This window comes from Streptomyces sp. NPDC047974, assembly GCF_040653375.1.
Classification (GTDB): domain Bacteria; phylum Actinomycetota; class Actinomycetes; order Streptomycetales; family Streptomycetaceae; genus Streptomyces.
In genome coordinates, this window is sequence record NZ_JBEZNU010000002.1 from 335,121 (window position 1) to 352,182 (window position 17,062).

Genomic DNA, 17,062 nt, shown 5'->3' on the forward strand with positions numbered 1-17,062 from the left:
GGCCGCGCAGGGGATCAGACGCGGTCGGCGGCGATCAGCACGTACTGGAAGGAGCCGTCCTTGTACGACTCGATGAACGCCTCCTCGATGCCGGTGACCAGCGACGAGGTGGCGCGCAGCTCCCAGTAGGGCAGCGTGTCGGGGGTCAGGTCGATGACGGCCTGGGGCACCAGGCGGTTGTCGGCCATCGCCTTCAGGTACTCGCGGCGCGAGTGGATGTTGCACTCGAAGTGGGCGTTGATCTGGGACACCCACTTGGAGGGCTGGCCGTACTTCGGGTTCCAGCAGCCGGTGATGGTGACGTAGCGGCCGCCGACCTTGAGGAAGCGGGAGTGCTCGGCCATCAGGTCGTCGAGGTCGACGTACATGCTGGACTCGTTGTTCCAGGAGGCGGTGACGGAGCCCTTCTCGAACGGGGTGTCGAGCATGTTGCAGACCTGGGCGCGGACGTGGTCGTCGATGCCGAGCTCGCGGGCGCGCCGGTTGCCGAACTCCGCCTGGGTGGAGGAGAGGGTGACGCCCTCGACCTTGCAGCCGAAGCGCTGGTGGGCCATGACGCTGGAGCCGCCGCGGCCGCAGCCGGCGTCGACGAGGGTGTCGGCGGGGGTGACGGTGCCGAGGTGGTCGAGGAGGACCTCGGCCTGGGCGGACTCCAGACGGTGCAGCTCGGTGATGAGCTTCTTCTCGTACTCGCTGTCCTCGGGGGTGCCGAGGGAGGCGTGGTCGACGGCGCCGATGCCGTAGTGGTGGTGGTAGAGGCCGTCCACGTCACCGAGGCGCAGGTTCACGGGCCGCGCCTCGGCGTTCCAGTAGCGGGCGATGTCGCCCTGGTACGGCGTCGCCGGGCCGGGGATGATCGCGGAGGCGTCGGTGGAGGTCAGCTCGGTGGTCACAGAGGAATCCATTTCTTGCGGGACGGTGTTTACCAGAAGTCGGGCAGGCTGTAGCGGAACGTGTTGGTCTGGTGCCAGTAGTGGTTGCCGTCGACCCAGACGGCGACGCCCTTGAGGAAGCGCAGCACGGTGGGGACGGGGAAGGCGGCGGCCACCTCGGCGGCGGCGGCCTCGAAGGCGTGCATGAGGTCGTTGTGGACCTCGATCGCCTTGAGGTAGGCGTCGCGCTCGGAGAGCTTCTCGCGCTCGGCGAGCACCACCGGCAGGTTGAGGTGGACGCCGGGGCTGGAGAGTTCCTTGGTGTAGGAGTACAGGTCGTTGACGATGGTCGTCGCGTTGCCCGCGAGGGCGATGACCCGCTGCATCTCCGGCCTGGCGTGCAGGTCCGCCGGCAGTTCGTAGCCGCCGACGGAGTCGGTGATGGTGGGACAGGGGCGGAAGTTGTTGAACTGGCGCATGGCCAGGTACTCCCACACCTCGGGCACGTGGTCGGTCTCGGCCCAGGCCGCCTCGGCGAGGTAGCCCATGTGGAGCCGGGCCATGTCGTGCCGGAAGCGGTCGGCCTGGGAGGGCGAGGCCGCCCGGACGAAGTAGTCCATGGCGGAGCGGTAGGCGCGGCGCGGGGCGTCCGAGCCGAGCGATTCCGCCCACGCCGGCGCGTACTCCGGGGTGGTGTGGACGGGGTCGAGCGCGGTGTGCGCCATGAGGAGACGGCCGCCGAGGCCGATCGGCGAGCCGCCGTGGTCCTCGCAGTAGCAGTCGTCGACGGCGTTCTCCGCGACCATGAGCCGGGTGGCGAGCATGAGGTGGTCGACGGTCGGGGCGTCGGGGTGGCAGGCCACCATGTAGCGCCCGACGGAGAAGCCGTCGAACTGCCCCTCCCACTCCTCCGGGTAGAGCTGGACCTCGTCCAGGGCCCAGTCCTTGATCCGGCGGCTGAGCTCGTCCACGCGGACGGGATCGGGGTCGGGGACGGGGTGGAAGTAGAGGCCCGGGATGGGCCGGCCCTCCGCCGCCGAGGGGGCGGCGGACGGCTGCCCGGCGGGCTCCGGAAGGGCGTCCGGCGCCGGGACGGGCACGGGGAACGCTTCCGGGACCGCCGCCGGACGGGCGAGGGAGAGGGCGGTCGTGCCGAGTCCGGTGGGTCCGCCGGGGATCCAGCCGGGCGCGGCGGCCGGCGCGGGCGCCTCGGCGGCCGGGCCGGCGAGCGCCGCGGCGAGGACGTCGGCCCCGAGGCGGGCCGCCGCCGCGGGCGGGTGCGCCGGCAGGGGGGAGAGCCCGGGGTCGGGCATCCGTCAGCTCCTTGCTGGGTGGGCTGGTCCGTCCCGGGTCCGGGACGGACGGGGTGTCAGTCGCGGCGGCGGGCGATCTGCACGTTCTCCATCACGCCGAGGGCGTCCGGCACGAGGACGGCGGCGGAGTAGTAGGTGGTGACGAGGTACGACATGATCGCCTGCTCGCTGATGCCCATGAAGCGGACGGAGAGGCCGGGCTCGAACTCCTCCGGGAGGCCGGTCTGGCGCAGGCCGATGACGCCCTGGTTCTCCTCGCCGGTACGCATGGCGATGATGGAGCTGGTCTGCTCCTTGGTGATCGGGATCTTGTTGCAGGGCAGGATCGGGACGCCGCGCCAGGCCGGCACGGACTGGCCGCCGAGGTCGACGTGGTCCGGGTAGAGCCCGCGGGCGTTGAACTCGCGGCCGATGGCGGCGATGGTGCGCGGGTGGGCGAGGAAGAGCTTGGTGCCCCGGCGGCGGCTGAGCAGCTCGTCCATGTCGTCCGGGGTGGGCGGGCCGGAGTGGGTCTGGATGCGCTGCTTGAAGTCGGCGTTGTGCAGCAGGCCGAACTCGCGGTTGTTGACGAGCTCGTGCTCCTGCCGCTCGCGGAGGGCCTCGATGGTCAGGCGGAGCTGCTCCTCCGTCTGGTTGTGCGGGCCGTTGTAGAGGTCGGCGACGCGGGTGTGGACCTTGAGGATGGTCTGCGCGACGGAGAGCTCGTACTCGCGCGGCTTGAGCTCGTAGTCCACGAAGGCGCCGGGGAGGACGGCCTCGCCGACGTGCCCGGAGGACATGGCGATCTCGGCCTCGCCGTGCTTGTTCTGCGCCTGGTCGGGGAGGCTGGAGAACGCCTGGATGTGGGCCTGGAGGGCCGGGGCGTTCGCCATGACGGCGGCGAAGTCGGCGCGGGAGAGGGTGAGCAGGGTGCCCGCGGTCTCGGCGGTGGCCGTGTAGTCCCAGGTGGCGTCGGCGTCGAGCAGGGCGTTCTCGCCGAAGCGGTCGCCGTCGCCGAGCACGGCGACGGCGATGTCCTCGTCGTAGGGTCCCTCGGAGGTCTGGGCGACGCGGCCGTGGGCCAGGAGGTGGATCTCGCCGGCCGGGTTGCCGCGGGTGACGATGATCTCGCCGGCCGAGAAGTCGCGCTGGACGCAGCGGTCGGCGAGCGCGGTGAGCACCTCGACGTCGTCGAAGCCGCGGAGCAGGGCGAGTTCGCCGAGCTCGCGGGGGATCACGCGGACGGTGGCGCCGTCCTGCACGAACTCCACCCGGCCGTCGCCGACGGTGTAGCTGAGGCGGCGGTTGACCCGGTAGGCGCCACCCTTGGTCTCCACCCACGGGAGCGTCCGCAGCAGCCAGCGGGAGGTGATCTCCTGCATCTGCGGGGCGGACTTGGTGGTGGAGGCGAGGTTCCGCGCGGCGTGGGTGCTGAGGGACTGCTGCGGGGGTGCCGCCTGGGCTTCCGGGCTGGTGTCGACGGTCATCGGACCGGTCTCTCCTTAGCGAGGGTGGTGACCGGGCACGGCGGCACGCCGGACCGGTCGAAGGGGAGGAATGGAGGTACGGAGGGAGGTGGTCCGGGGGGAGGTGGTCATGCCGTCCGCCCAGACCCGGGGAACAGTAACGGTCCGTCAGCACGCCGTGCCTTGCCGACCGAGGGGCATTACCTCGATGCAGTGATCTTGTTCGTGGGCCGGTTTACCGCCCGGTCGGTCGACTTTCCGCCACGCGTGGGGGTGGCGGGGCGGCAAGCTGGCCGGTGGGCGCCTCGGGGTGCCCCGGCGCCCCGATCGGACGGCATGCGTTCCGGCCACCTCGACCCCACCAGCCCCCTCTTGACAACCCGCCCTGTCCATCACACAAGTCAACGGCGGGCGTCAACGCGGACTCCTGTGCCCCGAGCGGGCGTTCGTGGGACGATGACGGGAGTGCGACCAGGGGGTCGTGGGGGGAGCGTGGTGAGCGCGTCACCGGATCCGTACGCACAGGGGGAACAGGGGCCGGCTCGGGCGCGGGGGCAGGCGCCGTCGCGGGGGTCCGCTCCCCCGCCGGGGGCGCCGGGAGCGCCCGACCCGCGGTACGCCAACGCCGATCTGCTGCCGGCCGACTCCGGGGAGTTCCGCTGGCACTGGTGGGACTTCGCCGCCGTCTGGGTCTGCGTGTCCTGGAGCCTCGCGCACCTGATGCTCTCGGGGATGCCCGGCCAGGACCGCTTCTCCTGGCAGCAGACCCTGCTGATCTGCGGCATCGCCCAACTGCTCGTCCTGCTGCCGTCGTTCCTGGTGGAGCACGCCGGGGACCGGTACGGGGTGCCCTTCGCGGTCTTCGCGCGCAGCGCCTTCGGCATCCGGGGCGCCGCGCTGCCCGCGATGCTCCGCTTCGCCTCGGCGTGCGTGTGGTTCGGCTTCCAGGCGGACCTGGCCGTGCAGGGCCTCCTGCTGCTCGCGGCCGGGGACGACTCCTCCGACTTCGGCGGCTTCGTGGGCCCGGCCTTCCTCGTCTTCGTCGGCCTCCAGCTGTGGATCATCACCAAGGGTCCGAACGGGCTGCGCGTCTTCGCGAACCTCGCCGCGCCGGTGCTGATCCTGGGCCTCCTGGTGACCTACCTCCGGGTGTACGCGTACCCCGAGGGCCCGATGCTGCCCGCGCCCGAGCGGCCGATCGGCTGGGGCGCGGACTTCTGGACGGCGGCCGCGCCGGCGCTGGCCTCCGCGACGGCCCTGTTCGCCGCGGTCGGCCTGACCGTGCCCGACCTCGTGCACCTGGGCGGCGCCCGCCGGCGGGCGGAGCGGACGGGCTCCGGGCCGCGGCCGGGCGTCGCGGGGCTGCTCGCGCTCGTGATGACGGGGACGCTGCTGTACACGATGGCGCTGGTCTCCGGGTCCGGGTACGAGTCCGGCTCCGGTCCGCTGGTGCGGCACGCCCTGGGCGACATGCCCGGCGGCACCCTGCTCGCCGCGGTCATGCTGCTCGTCGCCACGCTCTGCACCAACCTGGGGATGAACCTGGTCTCCGCGGCGTACGACCTGTCGAGCACGGTCCCGTCGCTGCTCCGCTTCCGGGGGGCGGCGGTGGTGGCGGCGCTCGTCGGCTCGGCGGTCGTGTGGCAGACCCGCGACACCGGCGACTACCCGGTGCTGGAGTGGGCGGACACGGTCGAGGGCTTCTTCGGCACCGTGTCCGGCATCCTCGTCGCCGAGTACTGGGTCGTCCGCAGGACCCGGCTGCGCCCGGCCGAGCTGTACCGGCGCGGAGGCCCGTACTGGTACGCGGGCGGCTGGAACTGGCGGGCCGTCGTGGCCTTCCTGGCCGGCGGGGTGCTCGCGGTGGGCGGGGCGGGCGAGGATCCGCCGCTCCCCTTCCTGGCGCCGCTCGACGCCTACGGGTGGCTCGTGGGCCTGATCGTCTCCGGCGGGCTGTACACGGCGCTGACCCTGCGGGCGCGGGCCACCGCCGCCACGGCTGCCCCGGCGGGCGGCTGACGCTCCGCCGGGCTGGGCAGGTGCCCAGTCCCGCTCCCGCAGGACTGGGCCCGCGCGCACAGACAGGCGGGGCGCGCCGCTCCACGATGTCCCTGGCCACGGTCGCGTGGACGCGCGACCCCACGGAACGACGGAGGAGTTCCCATGTCAGGGAGAACGAGCCGCCTGCTGGGCGGCCTGCTGCTGGGCGTGCTGCTGACGCTCGGCGCGACACCGGCCGCGACGGCGGAGCCGGACACGACGGCCACGACCACGGTCACGGCTGCGGGGATCCCGCCGGTCGGCACCGACTGGGACCGGCCCGGCCCCTACGAGGTGGACGTCGACATCGAGGTGGTGCACACCTTCTACCACCCGCGCACGATGGGGGCCTCGGGCGAGCGGCACCCGGTGGTGATCTGGGGGAACGGCACCGGGGCCGTACCCGGGATCTACAGCTCGCTGCTGCGGCACTGGGCGAGCCACGGCTTCATCGTCGCCGCTGCCAACACGCCCACCTCGAACTTCGCGCTGAGCATGCGCGCCGGCATCGACGTCCTGGAGCGGCGGAACGCCGACCCGGGCAGCGAGTACTTCGGCCGGGTCGACCTGGCGCGCATCGGCTCGGCGGGGCACTCGCAGGGCGGGGCGGCGGCGGTGAACGCGGCGGTCGACGCGCGCGTGGACACGGCGGTCCCGATCCAGCCGGGGCCTCTGACGGACCCCGACCTCACCGGCGTACCGGTCTTCTACCTGGCCGGCGAGCGTGACCTGACGGTGTGGCCGGCGCTGGTGAAGGCGCTCTACCGCGACTCGGACCACCTGCCCGCCGTGTACGGCGAGGTGCGGGGCGCCGGTCACCTGTCGTCCATCGGGGACGGCGGCGCATTCCGCGCGCCGACCACGGCGTGGCTGCGGTTCTGGCTGATGGACGACGAGAACGCGCGCGGGTTCTTCTTCGGCCCCGGCTGCGGCTACTGCGCGGACGACGGGCTGTGGTCGGGCTGGGACCGCAACGAACGCGCCCGGCTGATCCCGGGCCCGGGCGGAGTCTGACCCCTGACCCGGAGGAGACGGCCTAGCGACCCAGGCGGGCGTCGAGCCACTGGAGGACGTCGGGGGTGACCGGGTCGGTGATGTCCGCGAACTCCTCGTGCTTCTTGAGGAACTTGGCGACGTACGGGCAGACCGGCACGATCCGCATGCCGGAGGCGCGTACGTCGTCCAGGGCCTGCTGGACGAGGATCCCCGCCAGGCCCTGGCCCGCGTAGGCCCCGTCGACCTCGGTGTGGAAGAAGACGCGGCGGTCGTCGCGGTCCCGGTAGGCCGTCAGCCCGGCCCGGGCTCCGTCGACGAGGATCTCGTACCGGTGGCGCTCGTCGACGCGGCGGACGACGGGCGCGACGGTCTGCTCGCTCATGGGGGCCTTTCGGAGTCGTGGCGGTCGGACGCGACTCCACCCTACGCCTCGGTATCCGCAGGTGGCGGGCGGGCGCACGGCCGAAACCGCTGTGCACTCCGAACGGGGCGGGCTCGTTGAACCCGGCGAAGCCGCTCCGCACTCCCCCACCCCGGAGGCCCGACATGCACCCCCTGCCCTCCCCCGCCCCCGCCGCCGACCCGGCGGGGTGCCGGGCGATGCTCCCGGTCGACGAGTTCGTCGCGACGCTGCCCAAGGCGACCCTCTTCGGCGCCGTGTACTTCACCGACATGGACGACCGGCCCGTGCAGCTCCACGCCGTGTACAGCCCGGACCACCCCTGGCAGCTGCCGGGCGGCACCGCCGAGGCGGGGGAACGGCCGTGGCGGACCGCCGTGCGGGAGACGGAGGAGGAGACGGGGCTCGTGGTGCACGGACCGCCCCGTCTCCTCGCCGCCGTCTTCGGGCTTCCGGGGGCCGCGTGGCCGCTGGCGACCGCCGGGTACGTCTTCGACGGCGGGCGCCTCACCGACCGGCAGATCGAGGGCCTCGTGCTCGACCCGGACGAGCACGACGAGGTGCGCGTCCTGCCGCTCCCCCGGTGGCGACCGCTGATGCCGCCGCGCGACTTCGCCCGCCTCACCGCCTTCGCGGAGGCCCGGCGCACCGGCACGGCCGCGTACGTCGGCGCCTGGGACTGGGACGAGCCGCCCGCCGGAGAGGAGGAGTAGCCCCCGCGCTCAGGTGCCCTGCGCGCGGCGGAGGCCGCGGATCGCCGGGACGGCCAGCAGGGCGGCACTCGCCGCCACGCACGTCGCCGCCGACAGGAGCAGGAAGTGGTGGGGGCTGGTGAGGGCCGTGGCGGGGCCGGCGAGGAGCTGGCCGGCGGAGATGCCGGAGACCGAGCCGGCGAGTTCGTAGGCGCTGACGCGGTTGAGGACCTCGGGCGGGGTGTGGGTCTGCACGCTGGTGGCCCACATCACCGACCAGAAGGCGAGCGCCGCCCCGGCCAGCGCGTGCGCGGCGAGGAGGACGGGCAGCCCGGTGTCCAGGGCGATCGCGAGCGGCAGCGCGCCGTAGAGGAGCATCGCTCCGGCTCCGGCGGCGAGGGGGCGGGCGGGGCGCAGCCGGAGGGCCAGGAGTCCGCCCAGCACGGTCCCCGCGCCGAGGAAGGAGACCGCCAGGCCGTACGCGTCCGGGCCGAGGCGTGCGCCGATGAGGGCCGAGCCGAGCGGCACCAGCGGGCCGAAGACGAGCACGCCGTGGACGACCCAGACGAGGACCACCGCCCACATCCAGGTGCGGGCGCGGAACTCCCGCCACCCTCGGCGCAGATCGCTCCGGAGCGAACTCTCCTTCACCTGACGGGACGTGTCGGCCTGTGGGGCGAGGCGGAGCAGGGCGAGGCAGAGGGCGCTGACGAGGAAGGTGGCGGCGTCGATGGCGTACACCGTGCCGGCGTCGGCGACGACGATCAGCAGGCCCGCGAGGGCGGGGCCGAGGAGGTGGGCGAGCGCGTCGGCGACCTTGAGGGTGGCGTTGGCCCGGTGCGGGTCGCGGGCCACGTGCGGGACCATGCCGTTCACCCCGGGCAGGAACATCGCGACGGCCGCCCCGGCCACCGCCGCCATGGCGACGAGCAGCCAGAACGGCGGCCTGCCGGCGAAGAAGGCGACGGCCAGGACTCCTTGGGTGGCGACGCGTACGAGGTCGGCGCCGACCATCATCCGGCGGGCGCCGAAGCGGTCGGAGAGGACGCCGCCGAAGAGGACCAGGAGGACGAAGGTGCCGGTCCAGGCGCCGAGGACGAGGCCGACGCCGGTCACGCCGTACAGCGCGCCGACGGCGAGCGCGGCGGCCACGGGCATCATCGCGTCCCCGAGGAGGGAGACCGCGCGGGCGGTGAAGTAGAGGCCGAACCGGCGGTCCCACAAGGGAGTCGGGGAGTCCTGGGGGCCGGCCGGGAGGGCGTGGGTGGTCTGCTGTTCTGACTGCTCGGTGGTCACCTGACGATGCTGGTCCGGACCTTTGGCGGTCCCCAGTGTCCCGAACGACACGATGGGGTACTTTCGCGCCATGACCTCGCCGCCGCCCCGGTCCGAACTCCCCGCCCCGCACCGGGTCGTGGCGCTGCTGGTGCCGCCGCAGCCGGTCTTCCCGCTGGCCTGCGCGTCCGCGGTCCTCGGCGACCACGGGCCCGAGGTGCCGGCGCGGTACGCCTTCGAGGTCTGCGCGGAGCGGCCGGGGGCGGTGCGCACCGAGGCCGGTTACGACCTCCTGGTCGGCGCGGGGCTCGACGCGCTGGAGGACGCGGACACGGTGCTGGTGCCGGGGTGGGGGCCCGGGGCCGGGAGCGAGGTGCCGCCCGCCGTGGTCGCGGCGGTGCGGCGGGCGCACGCGCGCGGGGCACGGGTCGTCGGCCTGTGCGCGGGGGCGTTCGTGCTCGCCGCCGCCGGGCTCCTCGACGGGCGGCGGGCAGCCACCCACTGGTCCCGCGCCGCCGAACTGGCCTCCCGATTCCCCCGGGTGCGGGTCGACCCGGCGGTGCTGTACGTGGACCACGGCGACGTCGCCACCAGTGCGGGCGGCGCGGCCGGCGTGGACCTGTGCCTGCACCTGGTGAGCGCGGACCAGGGCGCCGGGTACGCGACGCGGATCGCCCGGCGGTTGGTGATGCCGCCGCACCGGGAGGGCTGCCAGCTCCAGTACGCCGAGCCACCGGCGGCCGGGCCGGCGGCGGACTCGCTGGCGCCGCTCCTGGAGTGGCTGGGCGAGCGGCTCGAACAGCCGCTGTCCGTCGCCGACATGGCGGCCCGCGCCCGGGTCTCGCCCCGCACGCTGACCCGGCGCTTCGGCGAGCAGCTGGGCATCAGCCCGGGACGCTGGCTCCTCGACCGGCGGATCGCGGCGGCCCGGGCCCTCCTGGAGGAGACGGACCTGCCGGTGGAGACCGTCGCCCACCGGGTGGGCCTCTCCTCGGCGGTGAACCTCCGCCGTCGCTTCCACGAGGCCGTGCGCACCACCCCCGCCGCCTACCGGCGCGCCTTCCGGGCGCAGGGGGCGGGGGCGGGGGCGGTGCCGGAGGCAGGCTAGGCCTGGTCGGCGACGAAGGACGCCATCCAGGTCAGGGCGGAGTTCCAGTTGATGGTCAGTTCGTTGGTGGACCAGGACTGGATGTCGTCGATGTAGCAGAACTGCCCGGTGCAGCCCTGGAGTTTCGCCTGGGCGAGCGGGTCCTGGATGCTGGAGTTCGGGCCGCCGGAGAGCGAGCCGGCGGGCGGGTGCGGCAGCGCGGGGTCGAGCTGGTGGGCGTACCAGCGGCTGTGCTGGTTCCGGGCGCCGACCTCGCCGTAGCCGGTGACGTAGGAGAGGTTCAGGGCGTTGCGGCCGAGGACGTAGTCCATGCTCTGGAGGGCGCCGTCGCGGTAGGCGGCGGCGCCGGTGAGGTCGTAGGCGGTGGCGAGGACGACGGCGTTGTTGAGGATCTGGTGGGTGGAGCCCCAGTCGTACCGCTGGCCCTCGGGGGCGTACGGCATGCCGTAGGGGTGGGCCTTGAGGGTGGCCAGGTAGCGGTCGGCTCCGGCGCGGACGGAGGCGCGGACCCGGTCGCGGCCGGGGAGGCGGCTGGGGACGGTGGCGAGGTCGAGGCGGGCGGGGACGGCCGTCCTGGCCCAGTCGAAGCCGACGGCGCCGAAGATGTCGGCGGTGTGGACGGGCGAGGCGAGGACGTGGTCCTTGAACGGCCTTTCCCCGGTGGTGAGGTAGAGCTCGGCAGCGGCCCAGTAGAACTCGTCGGAGACGTCGGCGTCGGCGTAGGTGCCGCCGCCGACGCCGTCGCTCTCGGAGGCGAGGACGTCGGGGTGGGCGAGGGCGGCGGCCCAGGCCTTGCGGGCGGCGGTCAGCGCGGTGGCCGCGAACCGGGGGTCGAACTCCTCGTAGACGCGCGCGGCTTGGGCGGCGGTGGCGGCGAGGTTGAGGGTGGCGGCGGTGGTCGGCGGGTGGAGTTCGCGCTTCTGCGGGTCGTCGGAGGGCAGCAGCGGCAGCCCGGTCCACTGCTCGTCGTGGATCTTGTGATGGGCCATGCCGGCGAGCGGTTCGCCGTCGGGGACCTGCATCTTGAGGAGGAAGTCCAGCTCCCAGCGGGCCTCGTCGAGGAGGTCGGGGACGCCGTTGCCGCTCTCGGGGAGGGCGAGGGTGCCGTCGCCGAGCGCCTCGGCGTCGCCGGTGCGGGCGTGCCGGGCGCGCTCGTGGGTGGAGAGGAGCTGCCAGACGGAGATGCCGCCGTTGACGACGTACTTGCCGTGGTCGCCGGCGTCGTACCAGCCGCCGCTGACGTCCAGGGTGTAGTCGCAGACGCCCGGTTGGCAGGGGACGCGGGTGTCGCCCTGGTTGGGCGCGGTGCCGACGTGGCCGGCCGCGCGGCCGTAACCGGGGCGCAGGTCCTCGCGGATGGGCGTGCCGCTGCGCTGGGTGTAGTAGAACTTCGCCGCGTCCAGGCGCAGTCGGTCGTAGGCGGCGGTGCCGATGTCGAAGGGGTGGCTGGTCTCGCCGTCGACGGTGAGGGTGAAGTCCGTTCCCCGTTCCCGGAACCGGCCGAAGTCGAGGGAGTGGACGTTCTGCCCGGAGGAGGCGTCGAGTCCGCGCGGCACGGTCCAGCCGCGTGCGACCGCCGTGCCGTCCGCGTCGTCGAGGCGCCAGGGGAGCCGGGTGGTCGCCTCGGTGACGAGGGTGGCGTTCTTGGGGCCCCGGGGCAGGTAGCCGACCTGGTTGACCCGGACGCGGGGGCCGGTGTCGGGCTCGTACTTCTCCGGCGGCACCCCGCCGAGGAGGGAGACGTCGTCGAGGCAGAACCGCCAGGCGTCGGCGGCGCCGCCGAGCTGGAAGGCGACCTGCCCCTGGGTGGTGTCGACCGGGGAGGTGAAGGTGTAGGCGTAGCTGTCGCCGGAGACGCTGAGCTGCGGCACGACCTCGTAATAGGCGTCGTACGGGGCGACTTGGAGGCCGACGACGGCGCGGACGGAGTGGCCCGCCGGAGTGCCGGTGGCGCGGAAGGCGATGCGGTACGTCTCTCCCGCGGCGAGCGTGAGGTCGTTCTGGCCGACCCCGGCGTCCCAGCGGTTCACGGTGCCGCCCGGCACGTCGGCGCAGAGTCCGCCGTCGGCCGGGCCGGCGGTGACACCGCTCGTCCACCAGGGGGCGGTGCCGTCGTCGAAGGCGCCGTTCACGATCTGCTCCACCTCGTCCGCCCCGGCCGTGCCCGCGGGCACGGCGCTCAGGCCGGCCGCCAGCAGGGCCGTCAGGGACAGCAGGGCGGTTCTGCGTCGGTTCAACGTCCGCTCCTCGTGGGGGTGTCGGTGGAGCGCGCCCGCCCCCCTGCGCCGCCGCGCTTCTCGGCGGAGGTGGGAGCGCTCCCAAGCGAGTGGGGCCATCCTTGTGGCCGGAGCGCGGGGCCGTCAACGGTCCGGACGCGAACGGGCACGGACGGGCCCGGACGGACGCCGAGGGACGCGGACGGGCGCGAACGGGCCCGGAGGAAGCGCCCGTCCACCGTCCGTCACCGGCGGCTCACCCCCCGCCGTGCCGCGCCGCCTCCTCGCGCAGCGCCCGGACGAGCGCGGTGACGTCGGGCCGGTCACGGCCGCCGAGCGTGGCGACGCCGATGTGCCGGACCGGGCCCGGCGACGTGATCGGGACGGTGCGCACCCCCGGGACCTCGGGGACGAGCGCGACGGAGGGGACCAGGGAGATCCCCATGCCCGCGGCGACGAGGGAGCGGGCGAAGAAGTAGTCGGTGGTGGTCCCGCGGATCTCCGGATCGAAGCCCGCGCGCTCGGCGAAGCGCCGCAGGTACGCCTCGGTCTTCAGGCAGCCGAGCACCCAGGGTTCGGCCGCCAGGTCCACCAGGTCGAGCGCGTCGCGACGGGCCAGCCGGTGCCCCCGCGGCAGGACGACGTGCAACGGGTCCTCCAGGAGCGGCGTCCACTCCAGGCCGGAACCGGCGCCCGGTCCGACCGGGAGCGGACCGTCGAAGTGGTAGGCGAGGGCGAGGTCCACGGCGCCCTGGCGCACCAGCGGCAGGGTGTCCTCGGGCTCGCCCTCCCTGACGTGGAGCACGGTGCGGGGATGGTCCGCCATGAGCCGGGTGAGGGCGGCGGGCAGCAGGAGCCTGCCGCCGCTGGTGAAGGCGGCGACGGTCAGCTGGGTGCGGCCGGTGCCGAGCGCGGCGATCCGCTGCCGGGCGTGCTCCAGCTCCGCGGCGACGGACTCGGCGGCGCCCAGCATGATCCGGCCGGCCCGGGTGAGCGTCACACCGCGGGTGCTGCGCGCGACCACCTGGGCGCCGAGGCCGCGCTCCAGGGCGGCCACCTGCTGGGAGACGGCCGAGGGAGTCAGGTGGAGGGCCGCGGCCGCCCGGTTGAAGCTGCCGTGCTCCGCCACGGCACGCAGGACACGGAGCCGCTGCACGTCGATCAACGGTCTTCCCCCATCAACGGTCCTCCCTCATCGACTCGACAGTCCTCCCTCATCGACAGTTTTCCTTCATACGCATCCAGAAGATCGGTACTTCTGCTGATGACGGTAGGTCTCCAGGATGGGGGCATGCAAAGGATCTGCGTCATCGGCGGAAGCCGGTACTTCGGAAAGCTCCTGGTCGAGCGCCTGCGCGGCGCGGGCCACCGGGTCACCGTGATCAACCGGGGCTCCGCCGCGCCGCCCGCCGGCGTCGAGCACCTCGTCGTCGACCGCGACGACGAGGCCGCCCTGACCGCCGCCCTCGCCGGCCGGGCCTTCGACGCCGTGGTGGACCAGGTCTGCTACACCCCCGTCCAGGCCGCCGTCGCCGCCCGCGCCTTCGCCGGCCGCACCCGGCGCTACGTCATGACCTCCACGATCGAGGTCTACGACCCCGCCACCGCCGCCCTGCCCGCCGTGCCCCCGGGGACGCCCGTGCCGGAGGAGAGCGTGGACCCGGCCGTCTGGCGGGTGGCCATGGACCTCCCCTGGCACGACGACGCCTACCTGGAGGCGCACTACGCCGAGGGCAAGCGCCAGGCCGAGGCCGTCCTCGCCCGCGCGGGCGGCTTCGCCTTCGCCACCGTGCGCGCCGCTCATGTGCTCGGCGGCGGGGCGCGGGAGTTCACCGGCCGGCTGGCGCACTACGCCGGCCGGATCGCCCGGGGCGAGGAGATCGCCGTGCACGCGCGGGCGCTGCCCACGGTCTTCCTCCACTACGAGGAGCTGGCCGGGCTTCTGGAGTGGGCGGCCACGGCCGGCTTCACCGGCCCGGTCAACGCCTGCTCCGACGGCCCGCTCGACGTGTACGGCCTCGCCGGGACCGTGGCCGCCGCGGCCGGCCGGGAGGCCGTGTACCGGACCGTCCCGGCGGGCGCCGAGGCCTCGCCGTTCTCCTTCGACCGCCACTACGCCATGGACAACGCCCGCGCGAAGGCGCTCGGCTTCCGCTTCTCCCGCACCGCCGACTGGCTGCCCGGCGCCGCCGCCGAGGCCCTCGCCGTGTCCCCCGCTCCCACCCCCTGACGAACGAGGTCCCCATGCGCTACCGCGCCCTCGCCCACACCACCGTCAGCGTCATCGGCCTGGGCGCCATGCCGCTGTCCATCGAGCACCGCCCGGACGAGAACCAGGCCCTCGCCACCCTGCACGCCGCCCTCGACGCCGGCGTCACCCTCCTCGACACCGCCGACAGCTACCACTGGCACGCCGACGAAATGGGCCACAACGAGCTGCTCATCGCCCGCGCCCTGGCCCGGTACGGCGGCGACACCTCCCGGGTCCTGGTGGCCACCAAGGGCGGCCGCGGCCGCCCCGGCGACGGCAGCTGGACCGTCGACGCCACCCCCGCCCGCCTGAAGCGGGCCGCCGAAGCCTCCGCGAGGCGCCTGGGCGCCGACGCGATCGGCCTGTACCAGCTGCACAAGCCGGACCCTGCCGTGCCCTGGGCGGACTCCGTCGGCGCCCTGCGCGAGCTGCTCGACGCCGGTACGATCCGCGCCGCCGGCATCTCCAACGTCACCACCGACCAGATCCACGAGGCGCACCGGATCCTCGGCGACGGACTCGTCTCCGTCCAGAACCGGTACTCGCCCGCCGTCCGCGACAGCGAGCCCGAACTGCGGCTGTGCGAACGGCTCGGCCTCGCCTTCCTGCCCTGGAGCCCCCTCGGCGGGATCTCCCGCAGCTCCCTCGACGGCCCGTCCGGCCCCACCTCCGCCGGCACGGCCTTCCACCGCGTCGCCGCCGACCGCGAGGTCAGCCCCCAGCGGGTCGCCCTGGCCTGGCTCCTGGCCCGCTCCCCCGCGATGCTCCCGGTACCGGGAGCAACCCGCCCCGCGTCCATCACCGACTCCGCCGAGGCGGCGGAGCTCACGCTGGACCCGCGCGAGCTGAGGGAACTGGACGGCGATCAGCCGGGCTGAGACCCCGACGACGGGCACCTGCCGGGGCCGCTGCCGCTTCCGGCCTAGGCCGTTTCTTTCGGATCAGGCCGGATCAGGGAGCGGCGTCTGGTGCGTGCGGTCGCAAGGCGGAGGAGGGAGTCCATGCGGAGCATCGGCGACCGACGACAACGCGGCGAGCGCGCGTGCCAGGCGACGCGAGCCCGGCATGATCCGAAAGAAACGGCCTAGCCCTCGCGGCGGCGGACCATCTCGGTGATCCAGACGGGGGCGTAGGGGGAGGTGCAGCCCTTGGGGGTCGGGTAGTCCTTGAGGACCTCCAGGCGTTCCCCGATGGCGAGGGCCCGTTCGCGCAGGGCGGGGTGTTCGATGCCGATCTGGGCGAGGCAGTGGTTCATCGCCCACTGGAGCCGGTCGGGGGCGTCCTTCATCTCCGCCTCGACCGTGTCGAGGAGGCCGTCGAGGTCGAGGCCGTCGGGCCGCTTCGCGACCCGCTCGGTGGTGAGCGCCCAGCCGGCGCTCGCGACGACGGGGTCGGCGTCGGCGCGCCAGGCCAGGCGGAGCTCCTCGGTGTGGCGGCTCTTCTTCACGACGTGGTTCACGAGCCAGTCGTGGACCTTGGGGGCACGTGCCTCGCGGAGCATCGCGTCGAGCTCGTCGCGCCCGTACTCCTTGGGGCGGCAGACGAGCGTGGCGAGGAGCCGGGCGGCGGTGTCCCCGGTCGCCCACAGCTCGCGGGCGAGCTCGTGCCGGGGCCCGAGCCGCTTGGCGACCGCGCGCAGCCTGGCGAGGTTCACCCCGTGGTCGTCACCGCGCCGCGCGTTGACCTCGCGCGTCCGGGGGTCCTCCAGGGCGGCCAGCTCGGCCAGCACCTCGTCCACCGTCTCCCCGGCCATCCGGTCCTCCTGCGCTCTCCTCGCGTACCGCCCTCACCCTACGGTCCGAGGGTTACGGGTTCCCGGCGCGGGTAGCCGCGCCGGGAACAGGGAGATGACCGGGATGGTGTACGACACGATCGAGGTGGAGGCCCCGCTGCGCCGGGTCTACGACCAGTGGACGCAGTTCGAGGAGTTTCCGCGTTTCATGGACGGGGTCGAGGAGGTCCGGCAGCTCGACGACCGGCTCTGCCACTGGCGGACCAAGGTCGCGGGCGCGAGCCGCGAGTTCGACACGGAGATCGTCGACCAGCTCCCCGACGAGCGGATCGCCTGGCGGACGGTCGGCGGGGACGTGCGGCAGAGGGGCGTCGTCACCTTCGAACGGGTCGACGACGCGCACACCCTCGTGCGGCTCAGGATGGAGGTGGAGACCTCCGGCCTGGCCGACCGGGCCGCGCAGGCGATGGGCTTCGTGGAGCAGCGGGTCGAGGGCGACCTGCACCGGTTCAAGGACTTCATCGAGGACCGCGAGCGGGCGACGGGCGGCTGGCGCGGACGGCTCCGCCCCGCCGACAGCTCCGCTGCCGAGCCGGGCGCGGACCTGCCGGAGTACCGGATGCCACCGGGCGACGACAGGCCGGCGGGCGGCATGCCCCGGGCCGCGCCCGGCGGTATGCCGCGGCGTGACGCCCCACCGCCCCACGACGACGGACCGTGAC

15 protein-coding genes are annotated in these 17,062 nt (G+C 74.1%); 7 read left to right on the plus strand and 8 right to left on the minus strand.

The annotated features are described in order from the left end of the window. Positions 1 to 14: 14 nt before the first annotated feature. Genes AB0E19_RS04665 through AB0E19_RS04675 form a run of 3 tightly spaced genes read right to left on the minus strand, consistent with a single transcriptional unit; the run spans position 15 to position 3,651 of the window. Complete coding sequence (locus AB0E19_RS04665) at positions 15 to 893, minus strand: geranyl diphosphate 2-C-methyltransferase (protein ID WP_362173194.1); 879 nt, start codon at positions 891 to 893, stop codon at positions 15 to 17. 29 nt (positions 894 to 922) lie between these two features. After that, positions 923 to 2,185, minus strand: a complete 1,263-nt coding sequence (locus AB0E19_RS04670) for a family 2 encapsulin nanocompartment cargo protein terpene cyclase (protein WP_362173197.1) — start codon at positions 2,183 to 2,185, stop codon at positions 923 to 925. Positions 2,186 to 2,241: 56 nt separating this feature from the next. After that, complete coding sequence (locus AB0E19_RS04675) at positions 2,242 to 3,651, minus strand: family 2B encapsulin nanocompartment shell protein (protein WP_362173200.1); 1,410 nt, start codon at positions 3,649 to 3,651, stop codon at positions 2,242 to 2,244. A 474-nt stretch (positions 3,652 to 4,125) separates the two neighbouring features. Here AB0E19_RS04675 and AB0E19_RS04680 point away from each other — a divergent pair, with 474 nt between their 5' ends. Beyond that, on the plus strand, positions 4,126 to 5,649 hold the full coding sequence (locus tag AB0E19_RS04680; protein WP_362173204.1) for a cytosine permease: 1,524 nt from the start codon (positions 4,126 to 4,128) through the stop codon (positions 5,647 to 5,649). 144 nt (positions 5,650 to 5,793) lie between these two features. After that, positions 5,794 to 6,684 carry an acetylxylan esterase gene (locus AB0E19_RS04685; RefSeq protein ID WP_362173207.1) on the plus strand — a complete coding sequence of 297 codons (891 nt, stop codon included), beginning with the start codon at positions 5,794 to 5,796 and terminating at the stop codon, positions 6,682 to 6,684. A gap of 22 nt (positions 6,685 to 6,706) precedes the next feature. Here the strand turns inward: AB0E19_RS04685 and AB0E19_RS04690 are convergent, their stop codons facing one another. Next, positions 6,707 to 7,048: a GNAT family N-acetyltransferase gene (locus tag AB0E19_RS04690; protein WP_362173210.1), complete on the minus strand. Its 342-nt coding sequence runs from the start codon at positions 7,046 to 7,048 to the stop codon at positions 6,707 to 6,709. 164 nt (positions 7,049 to 7,212) lie between these two features. Between AB0E19_RS04690 and AB0E19_RS04695 the strand changes: the two genes are divergently transcribed. Continuing rightward, entirely contained in the window at positions 7,213 to 7,779 is a 567-nt protein-coding gene (locus AB0E19_RS04695) for an NUDIX domain-containing protein (RefSeq protein WP_362173213.1), read from the plus strand. A gap of 9 nt (positions 7,780 to 7,788) precedes the next feature. On the opposite strand, the gene AB0E19_RS04700 is transcribed toward AB0E19_RS04695, so the two are convergent. Continuing rightward, on the minus strand, positions 7,789 to 9,054 hold the full coding sequence (locus tag AB0E19_RS04700; protein WP_362173216.1) for an MFS transporter: 1,266 nt from the start codon (positions 9,052 to 9,054) through the stop codon (positions 7,789 to 7,791). A 70-nt stretch (positions 9,055 to 9,124) separates the two neighbouring features. Here AB0E19_RS04700 and AB0E19_RS04705 point away from each other — a divergent pair, with 70 nt between their 5' ends. Beyond that, the gene (locus AB0E19_RS04705) at positions 9,125 to 10,141 is read left to right on the plus strand and encodes a helix-turn-helix domain-containing protein (protein ID WP_362173219.1); all 1,017 of its coding nucleotides are present in this window, start codon (positions 9,125 to 9,127) and stop codon (positions 10,139 to 10,141) included. On the opposite strand, the gene AB0E19_RS04710 is transcribed toward AB0E19_RS04705, so the two are convergent. Then, positions 10,138 to 12,378 (minus strand): glycoside hydrolase family 9 protein, encoded by a 2,241-nt coding sequence (locus AB0E19_RS04710; RefSeq protein WP_362173222.1) that lies wholly within the window; start codon positions 12,376 to 12,378, stop codon positions 10,138 to 10,140. The two genes, AB0E19_RS04705 and AB0E19_RS04710, sit on opposite strands and share 4 nt — an antisense overlap. A 235-nt stretch (positions 12,379 to 12,613) precedes the next feature. Further along, a complete protein-coding gene (locus AB0E19_RS04715) occupies positions 12,614 to 13,522 on the minus strand; it encodes a LysR family transcriptional regulator (protein ID WP_362173225.1) in 909 nt (302 codons plus the stop codon). 126 nt (positions 13,523 to 13,648) lie between these two features. Between AB0E19_RS04715 and AB0E19_RS04720 the strand changes: the two genes are divergently transcribed. Together AB0E19_RS04720 and AB0E19_RS04725 are read left to right on the plus strand one after the other, a co-directional pair. Then, on the plus strand, positions 13,649 to 14,587 hold the full coding sequence (locus AB0E19_RS04720) for an NAD-dependent epimerase/dehydratase family protein (protein WP_362173228.1): 939 nt from the start codon (positions 13,649 to 13,651) through the stop codon (positions 14,585 to 14,587). A gap of 14 nt (positions 14,588 to 14,601) precedes the next feature. Beyond that, positions 14,602 to 15,486, plus strand: a complete 885-nt coding sequence (locus tag AB0E19_RS04725) for an aldo/keto reductase (RefSeq protein WP_362173231.1) — start codon at positions 14,602 to 14,604, stop codon at positions 15,484 to 15,486. Positions 15,487 to 15,692: 206 nt separating this feature from the next. Here the strand turns inward: AB0E19_RS04725 and AB0E19_RS04730 are convergent, their stop codons facing one another. After that, the gene (locus AB0E19_RS04730; protein WP_362173235.1) at positions 15,693 to 16,361 is read right to left on the minus strand and encodes a DNA alkylation repair protein; all 669 of its coding nucleotides are present in this window, start codon (positions 16,359 to 16,361) and stop codon (positions 15,693 to 15,695) included. A gap of 103 nt (positions 16,362 to 16,464) precedes the next feature. On the opposite strand from AB0E19_RS04730, the gene AB0E19_RS04735 reads away from it, so the two are divergent. Continuing rightward, a complete protein-coding gene (locus AB0E19_RS04735) occupies positions 16,465 to 17,061 on the plus strand; it encodes an SRPBCC family protein (protein ID WP_362173238.1) in 597 nt (198 codons plus the stop codon). Position 17,062 lies beyond the last annotated feature (1 nt).

Bases quoted from the DNA above. Each gene is read 5' to 3' on its own strand.
- AB0E19_RS04670 (WP_362173197.1), bottom strand. From the start codon at position 2,185: ATGCCCGACCCCGGGCTCTCCCCCCTGCCGGCGCACCCGCCCGCGGCG.
- AB0E19_RS04675 (WP_362173200.1), bottom strand. From the start codon at position 3,651: ATGACCGTCGACACCAGCCCGGAAGCCCAGGCGGCACCCCCGCAGCAG.
- AB0E19_RS04685 (WP_362173207.1), top strand. From the start codon at position 5,794: ATGTCAGGGAGAACGAGCCGCCTGCTGGGCGGCCTGCTGCTGGGCGTG.
- AB0E19_RS04690 (WP_362173210.1), bottom strand. From the start codon at position 7,048: ATGAGCGAGCAGACCGTCGCGCCCGTCGTCCGCCGCGTCGACGAGCGC.
- AB0E19_RS04695 (WP_362173213.1), top strand. From the start codon at position 7,213: ATGCACCCCCTGCCCTCCCCCGCCCCCGCCGCCGACCCGGCGGGGTGC.
- AB0E19_RS04705 (WP_362173219.1), top strand. From the start codon at position 9,125: ATGACCTCGCCGCCGCCCCGGTCCGAACTCCCCGCCCCGCACCGGGTC.
- AB0E19_RS04720 (WP_362173228.1), top strand. From the start codon at position 13,649: ATGCAAAGGATCTGCGTCATCGGCGGAAGCCGGTACTTCGGAAAGCTC.
- AB0E19_RS04725 (WP_362173231.1), top strand. From the start codon at position 14,602: ATGCGCTACCGCGCCCTCGCCCACACCACCGTCAGCGTCATCGGCCTG.
- AB0E19_RS04730 (WP_362173235.1), bottom strand. From the start codon at position 16,361: ATGGCCGGGGAGACGGTGGACGAGGTGCTGGCCGAGCTGGCCGCCCTG.
- AB0E19_RS04735 (WP_362173238.1), top strand. From the start codon at position 16,465: ATGGTGTACGACACGATCGAGGTGGAGGCCCCGCTGCGCCGGGTCTAC.